The sequence below is a fragment of the Streptomyces sp. NPDC093111 genome (assembly GCF_040683955.1).
In the GTDB taxonomy this organism is placed as follows: Bacteria; Actinomycetota; Actinomycetes; order Streptomycetales; family Streptomycetaceae; genus Streptomyces.
The window spans coordinates 409,147-417,105 of sequence record NZ_JBFBNW010000006.1 but is presented as its reverse complement, the minus strand read 5'-3'; the positions used below and the strand labels follow the sequence as shown (position 1 = coordinate 417,105).

At 77.9% G+C, this 7,959-nt stretch carries 3 protein-coding genes; 2 read left to right on the top strand and 1 reads right to left on the bottom strand.

Annotation, left to right across the window (positions count from 1 at the left end; genetic code table 11):
* On the top strand, nucleotides 1-1,314 hold a 1,314-nt coding region (locus tag AB0Q96_RS13280), incomplete at its 5' end, for an HSP90 family protein (RefSeq protein ID WP_365324712.1).
* A complete protein-coding gene (locus AB0Q96_RS13275; protein WP_365324710.1) occupies nucleotides 1,311-4,475 on the top strand; it encodes a tetratricopeptide repeat protein in 3,165 nt (1,054 codons plus the stop codon). The genes AB0Q96_RS13280 and AB0Q96_RS13275, both read left to right, overlap by 4 nt.
* A 310-nt stretch (nucleotides 4,476-4,785) precedes the next feature.
* Here the strand turns inward: AB0Q96_RS13275 and AB0Q96_RS13270 are convergent, their stop codons facing one another.
* Complete coding sequence (locus tag AB0Q96_RS13270) at nucleotides 4,786-7,950, bottom strand: AAA family ATPase (RefSeq protein WP_365324708.1); 3,165 nt, start codon at nucleotides 7,948-7,950, stop codon at nucleotides 4,786-4,788.
* Nucleotides 7,951-7,959: the final 9 nt, after the last annotated feature.

The window sequence follows — 7,959 nt, the reverse complement described above, 5'->3', positions numbered from 1 at the left end:
CGCGCCCTCACCCTCGCCCGCCACTACGGCACCCACCTCCCCCACACCATCCACGTCGGAGACGAACCCGTCACCGACACACCACCCGTCTGGGACCGTGCCTTCGCGAGCCCCGGGGAGCGCGGCACCGCGCTCGCCGCCCACTGCCGCCAGACCCTGGGCTTCACGCCGCTCGACGTCATCGAGCTCGACGTGCCCCTGGCCGGGCTGCGCGGCGTCGCCTACGTGCTGCCGTCGCAGGTCAGCCCGGCCCACCGCGCCGGCCACCGGGTCCATCTCAAGGGCATGCTGCTGACCGAGAAGGCCGACGGACTGCTGCCCGACTGGGCGTTCTTCGTCCGCTGCGTGCTGGACACGGACACCCTGCGCCCCACCGCCTCGCGCGAGTCGCTGTACGAGGACGAGACGCTCGAAGGCGTGCGCGAAGCCCTCGGCGGGGCCGTCCGCGACTGGCTCGCGGAGCTCGCGGCGAGCGATCCGGCGCGTCTGCGCCGCCTCCTCGCGGTCCACCACCTCGGCGTGAAGTCGCTGGCGCGGCACGACGACGGGATCCTGGCCGCCATGCTGCCGTGGCTGCCGTTCGAGACCACGGACGGGCGCCTCTCCCTGGACGAGTTCGCCCGCCGTCATCCGGTCGTCCACTTCACCCGCACCGTCGAGGAGTTCCGCCAGGTCGCCGCGATCGCCGCCGCCCAGGGCATCGGCGTCGTCAACGGCGGCTACACCTACGACTGCGCGCTCGTGGAGCGCTTGCCGTCGGTGCTCCCGGGGGCCGTCGTGGCCGAACTCGACGCCGACACCGTCACCGACCGCCTGGGCACCGTCGCCCCCGACCACGAACGCGCCCTCGCCGCCTTCCTGTCCGTCGCTCGCACGACCCTCGACGCGCTCGACTGCGACGTCACCCTGCGCGCCTACCGGCCGCTCACCCTGCCCGCCCTGCTGCTCGACGCACGCGACGGCCGGCACGAGCAGGCGCGGGCGGAGGCGGAGGGCGAGGCCGACGACCTGTGGGCCGGCATCCTCGGCTCCCTGCGCGGCGGCACACCCCGCGCCCGCCTCGTCCTCAACCACCACAACCCGCTCGTCCGCCGCATCGCCACCCTCGACGACCCCCACCTCACCGCCACCGCCGTCGAAGCCCTCTACGGACAAGCCCTCCTCATGGCCCAACGCCCCCTCCGCCCCGCCGACAACGCCCTCCTCAACCGCACCTTCCTCGGCCTCCTCGAACGGTCCGTGCGACCGGGTCCCGGCGGGACGGCCCGTACGGCCGATCCGACCCCCGAACGCCCCTCCGGAGAACACCGATGAGCCGCCGCCCCCTCGACGAGATCCGCACCGACGTCTACCGCAACAGCGAGGAACCGTACGGCTCCGCCCGCAACGCCCGCGCCGAGCGGCTGGTCGCCGAGGCGGAGGCGACCGGCGACCGGCCGCTGCTCGTCGAGGCCCTCACGGAACTCACCGTCGCGTACACCTCCAGCGCGGAGGGCGACAAGATGTTCGTGCCGTTCGCGCGCCTGCTGCGGATGTGGGACGAGAACCCGGCCGACTTCGACGAGGACGACACCCACGAGCTGTTCTGGATGTTCAAGTGGGTCAGCGGCAACGCGCTCGACCAGCCCGGCATCCCCCTCGACTCGATCGAGCGGTGGCTCGCCGAGATGCGGCACCGCTACCGGCTCGCCGGACACTCCGAACGCGCCGTCCACTCCCGGGAGTTCGAAGTGGCCCGGCACCTCGGCGACCTACCGCGCGCCGAGCGCGCGCTGGCCGCGATGCTCGCCTCCGACCGCGACGAGATGGCCGACTGCCACGCCTGTGAGCTGCACGAACGCGGCCGGTGGGAGACCGAGCGGGGCGAGGACGCCCGCGCCCTCGCCGTGTGGCGGCCGGTGCTCGACGGGAGCGCGGGCTGCATGCACGAACCGCACGCCGTCCTCGCGCTCTCCCTGCTCCCCCTGGTCCGCCTCGGACGGCTCGACGAGGCCCGCGCCCACCATCTGCGCGGCTACCGCATGGCCCGCGCCGAGGCCGGCCTCACCGCCTCCGTCGCCGCGCACATCGAGTTCTGCGCGCTGACCGGCGCCGAGACGCGCGGCCTGGAGATCCTCGCCGAACAGTCCGCCCGCTGGGGGCTGCGCGGCGACGTCGGCCCCTACCTCCAGTGGCTGACCTGCGCGGCCCTGCTGACGGGCCGGCTCGTCACCCTCGGCCAGGGCGGCCGCCCGGTGCCCGGACCGGCCGGCACGGAGTGGACGGCGGCGTCGCTCCACGCGTACGCGAGCCAGGAGGCCCTCGCCCGGGCGGCACTCTTCGACGCCCGCAACGGCAACTCCCGTACGTCCGCACTGGTACGGGCCCGGATGACGGCGGAACCGCTGCTCGACGCGGCGACGCCGGGGTGGGGCGGAGCGGCCGAGGTCACCGTGCTGGACGAGGCCGCCTGTACGGCTGGTGTCGGTGTCGGTGCCGGTGCCGGTGCCGGTGCCGGTGGTTACGAGCAGGGAAGCGGGCGGGCTGCCGTCGGCACCGCCACCGTGGAGAGTCCGGAGGAACTGGTCGCGCGCGCCCGCGCGTTGACGGCCGGCGGTCACCCGTCGGCGAGGGCGGTGTGGGTCCGTGCCCGGGCCGCCGTCGAGGCCCGGGGTGACGCGCTCGCCCCTGCCGACGCCGCCGACGCCCTGGACGCCGAGGCCCTCGACCTCCAGCGGTCCGACGCGGGCGGCCCCGAAGCGGCGGCGCTGTTCACGCGCGCGGCGGACCTGCACGTACGAGCCCGGCGCGACGGGCGGGCCCTGGTGTCGCGGGCCCGTGCGCTGATCGTCACGCCGGACGCCCCGGCGGACGGGCTCGACGCGTTGTGCGTACGGGCCGAAGCCCTGCACACGGCCGGGCTGGCCACCGCCGCCGAGACGGCGACGGTGCTGTTGCTGCGCTGCCGGGCGCTGGTGGCAGGGCTGGGGGCGGAGCTCGTACCGATGGATGTGGCGGCCGGCGCGGCGGTCTGTGGAGGGGCCGAGGGCTCGCCCGCGACGCCTGCCGGGGACGTGCGGGGCCCGGCGCTCGGCCCGACGGACCGCGCGCCCTCGATCGGCACGGCGGCGGACGGTTCGGCCGGCGCCGACCTGTCCCGGGCCCGGGAGGAGATCCATCGGCTGCTGGCCTTCGCCGAGGAGGCGCGGGTGGGGCGGGACCGGCGCGGGGATCCGGAGCTGCTGAGCCGGATCGCCTCCGCCGTCGAGCTGCTCGCGCGGATCACCGCGCCGGAGGATCCGAGGGCCGCCGTGCGGCTCGCGACGGCCGCCGTGACCGACCATCACGAAGCGGGGCGGCCCTGGCTCGCCACCCCCGGCGAACTGCTGCTCGTGAGCCTGCTGTCGGCGGTGGGGGACCACGAGCGGGCGGCGGCCGTGGCGCGGGGCGTCCTCGGCGACGGCGCGCGGGTGGAGCTGCTCGGTCCGGGCGACCGGGCCCGCTTCTGCCTGGCGCTCGCCCAGGCGGTGACCGGTCTGGAGGGTCCGGGGCCCGAGGCGGAGACGCTGCTGCTGGACGCCGACCTCTTCGCCGGTTCCGCCGGCGAGGGGGCCGGGCTCGGTGCGCTGGTGCGGTTGCGGCTGGGCGGGCACTACTGCGCGCTCGGGCGGTTCCACGAGGCCGCCGCCCTCCTGGAGGCGGTGCTGCCGGAGCTGTCCGCCGGGCACGACCCGGCGGACCTGGTCCAGGCGCGGGTGTGGCTGGCGCACGCGGCGACGGGTCTCGGCGAGCCCCGGCAGGCCGCCGAGCAGTACGCGCTGGCCGCCGCGGGGACCCGCGACTGGGCGGACCGGCACCCTCACGCGGCCCTCTCCCAACAGGCGGCGGAAGCCCTGGCGGCGGCGGGAATGCCGGAGGAGTCGGCCCGCGCCTACGAGCGGGCGGCCGACCTGTGGCGGGCGCTCGGTGACCGGATCGGGGCGGTGCGCGCGCTGCGCGGCCGGGCCTGGGAGGTGCTGAAGGTCTCGGGGGCGGCCGAAGGCGAGGTCGTCATGGCGGAGGCCCTGCGGGAGAACGAGCGGGCGCTGGCCCTCGCCGGGACGGGCGAGGAGCGGGACCGCGGCACGGCGGAACTGGGGCACACGCACCAGCAGTTCGCGCATCTCCTCGTGGAGACGGCGGAGGCGGCACCGTTCGAGGAGGTCGACTCGGCCGAGCGGTACGCCGAACTCACCGCCCTCTTCGAGCGGGCGCTCGGCCAGGCGGAGCGGGCCATCGCCGCCCTGCGGACCTGCGGCGAGCCCACCCGCTCCGACCTGTGGCTGTGCGAACTCCTCGCGGTGCGCCTGGAGTGGGGGCTGGGGCGGACGGGCGCGGCCGACGGGCGGGCGCGGCGGGTGCACGCCGGAGTGCAGGACCTGCCCGACCCGGACGGCACGCTCTCCGTGGTCGCCGCCGAGTGCGAGGCCCTGCTCGGCACGACGGACTCCTTCTGACGGGGAGGGCGACCGAAGCCTGCCGCTGTGGGCTCGGGCCCCGGGTCCGGGCCTCGGGCTCGGGCCTCGGGCTCGGGCCTCAGCCGCGGGCCCTGGGCTCGCGCTCGGGCCCCGGCCGCGGACCTCGGGCCCCGGCCGCGGCCTCGGGCCCCGGCCTCGGCCTCGGGCTCAGCCTCGGCCTCGGGCCCTGGCCCCGGGGCCGGGCCGGAGCCAGGCCCCGGCTCCCCCGTGGTGCCCGGTTGTCCCTCAGCCCGTCCCGTCCCTCGGCCCGCCCTTCTCCCCGTCCCTCTCGCCGTCCCTCCCCCGCCCCTCAACCCGTCGTTCGGGCCACGAGGGAGGCGAGGCCGGCGCGGGTCATGACGCCGGTCTTGCGGTAGACCCGGGCCACGTGGCTCTCGACCGTGCGGGGGCTGAGGCAGAGGCGGTCGGCGACGGCCTGGTTGGTGAGGCCTTCGGCGACGAGCACGGAGATCTCGCGTTCGCGGGGGGTGAGTGTGGCGAGCGGTCCTTCCGCGTCCGCCGCGGGGCCCGGCCGCGCGGTGCCGGGTGCCGTGGGATCGGGGCCCAGGGCCGCGGTGCGGGTGCGGTCGGCGAGGTCGGTGAGCAGGCGGGCGCCTCCGGCGGTGGCCAGGCTGCGGGCCCGGCGCCACATCGCGGCGGCCTCGGCCGGGTCCCCGGCCGCCCGGGCCACGGGAGCGCCGAGCAGCAGGGTGTGGGCCTCGCGGAGGCCGACGCCCGCGCGGGCGTACTCGTGCGCGGACCGGTCGAACAGCGCCGCCGCCGCGGCCTGTTCGCCCGCGTGGAGGCTCAGCCGGGCGCGGGCCCGCAGGGCGGCGGCCCGCTGGCCGGGCAGGTCCAGGCGGTCGGCCTCCCTTTCGGCGAGCCGGGCCGCGTGGTGCGCGCCGGGCAGGTCGCCGGTGTTGAGGGAGGCCGCGGTGAGGAGTTCGAGGAAGCCGGGGCGTACGGAGGGCTGGATCCGGGGCAGGGCGGGGCCGCCGCCCGTGGTGAGCAGGACGTCCCGTACCCGGTACGGGTCCGTGGCTACGGGGATCGCGTGGGCGAGCAGGCTGCGGGCGAGGGTGCCCCACCAGCCGCCGGCGGTGCCGACGGTGGCGGCGGCCTCCTCGGCGGCGGCGAGGGCCTCGGGGTCGCCGAGGGGCCGGGCCTGGAGCAGGATCGTGGCCCTGATGGCCCGGCTGAAGCCGACGACCTCGACGCCGCCGAGGGTCCGGGCGAGGGTCAGCGCCTCGTCGGCGAGGCCGAGGGAGGTGTCGACGCGGCCGGTGAGGGACTGGACGTACGCGGCGCACAGCAGCATCTGGGAGAGGGCGAAGGGGCGTCCGGCGCGGCGGGCGAGGGCGATGCCCCGGGTGGTGTGGCGTTCGGCCGAGGCCGGGTCGTCGAGGAAGATCTCGCTCCAGCCGAGCCGGACCAGGGCCTCGCAGCACGCGGTGAGTTCGCCGTCGGTCATGGCGTCGACGAGCGCGGCGGCCTCGTCCGCGTGGGCGCGGGCGGCGGCGGTCTCCCCCTCGTACGCCTCGCCGAGGGCGCCCAGGGTGAGCGCCCCGAGGGTGCCGGGCTCGTCCTCGCGCGCGCGGGCGGCGGCGAGGGTGGCGGCGAGTTCGGCGCGGACCTCGGGGAAGCGGGCCTCGAAGAGGGCGCGGCAGCCCCATTCGACGACGAGCCGCAGGCGGAGCGCGGGGCGGGGGCCGGGGCCGCGGCGCAGTTCGCGGCGGATCAGGGCGTCGGCCTCCCGGTAGCGGCCCAGGTGCCGTTCCATGAAGGCGCACAGGAGCACGGCGGCGCTGCGGGGCTCCTCCTCGCCGGTGGTGGCGGGGCAGCGGGCGCCGGTGCGGCGGCCGGCTCCTTCCTCGCGGCACAGGGCGAGGAGCCGGTGCAGCAGGTCCCGGCTCTCCTCGACGCGGCCGGCGAGGCCGAGGGCGCGGGCCCGGCGCAGTTTCAGCTCCACGCGGGCCTGGCGGTGTTCGGGGGCGTCGGGCAGGACGTCGAGGACGGCGGCCAGGCGGCGGGCGGTGAGCGCCGGGTCGGTGGCCTCGGTCAGCTCGGCGGCCCGCACCAGGGCGGCGGCAGCGGCGGGCTCCCAGCGCGTCAGGTAGCGCTCGATGTGCGCCGCGCGCGCGGTGGCGGGCGCGCCCGCGCCGGCGAGGCCGTCGGCCGCCCGGCGGTGGTATTCGCGGCGCCGCAGTGGGTCCATGGCCCGGCGCACCAGCCGGGCGAGGGCCGGGTGTCGCAGCTCCAGGATGTGCCCGTCGGGGTGCGGGCGCACGAGGTCGAGCCGCACCAGTTCCCGTACGGCGTGGACGAGCTCGTCGCGGGTGGCGCCGGTGACGGCGGGCAGCAGGTCGGTGCGGGCCTCGTCGCCGAGGAGGGCGACGGCGTCGACGACGGCGCGTGCCGGGGGGCCGAGCGGGGCGAGTTCGTCGAAGAGGACGGCGAGGGCGCCGCCGCTGCCCCGGCCGCCCGCGAGGGCCAGGAAGTAGGCGGGGTTCCCGCCGCTGGCCGCGTGCAGTTCGGCCACGCGGTCCCGGGGCAGTCCGGGGGCGAGCCGGTCGGCGCACTCCGCCTCGCCGAGGGGGCCGAGCGCGATCCTGGTGAGGGTGCCGCTCTCGGCGCCCCGGGCGAGGGCGGCGGCGAGGGCGGGCGGGGTCCGCTGCTCGCGGCGGGCCGTCACCACGAGCACGGGCGCGGCCACCGGGTGGCGCAGCAGGTGGTCGAGGAGGTCGAGCGATTCGGGGTCGGCGCGGTGCACGTCGTCGAGGACGAGGAGCAGGGCGGGCTCGGCGACCCTGGCGAGGGCTTCCGCGGTCCGCCGGAAGAGTCCGTACGGCTCCGGCCAGACCTGCGCCTGGGGCCCCGGCAGCTGCCATCCGGAGGGGCCGGCCCGGCCGTGTCCGCCGGGGTCCGCCCACGGCCCGGCGCCCGCGGGCGGCGCGGTCCCGGTCGCGGGCGGGACGGTGCCCGGCCGCGACCGGACGGGGTCGGTGCCCGGCGGGAAGTCGGGGACCGTCCACGGCGCCCGGGCGGGCGGCCGGACCGGGTGGCGTACCGGCCGGACCGGCGCGCCCCCGGACGGCGGGACGCGTCCCGCGCCGCAGGCCACGCGTACGGCGTCCGCCGGGTCGGCGGTGTCGGGCACGCCGGTGGGGCGGGGCTCCCCGCCGGCCGCGGCGAGGTCCGCGAAGGCGTCGGCGAACACCTCGAAGGGCAGGGGCCGCTCGCGGTCCGACGCCCGGCCGTGCAGGACGGTGACGCCGGCCCGGCGGGCGCGGGCGGCGAGCTCGGTGAGGAGGCGGCTCTTGCCGACTCCGGGCTCGCCGGTGATGTCGACGGCCTTGGGGGCGTCGGCCCTTCGGCGCCCCGGTGACCGCAGCAGTGATTCCAGTCGGGCGAGCTCGGCTCGCCGTCCGGCGAAGGGAGCGCGGTCGACGCTCCCCTCCTCCGTGCTTGTTTCCATGCCGGTCCC

Coding starts and splice junctions, on each gene's coding strand:
- AB0Q96_RS13275 (WP_365324710.1), top strand. CDS start 1,311: ATGAGCCGCCGCCCCCTCGACGAGATCCGCACCGACGTCTACCGCAAC.
- AB0Q96_RS13270 (WP_365324708.1), bottom strand. CDS start 7,950: ATGGAAACAAGCACGGAGGAGGGGAGCGTCGACCGCGCTCCCTTCGCC.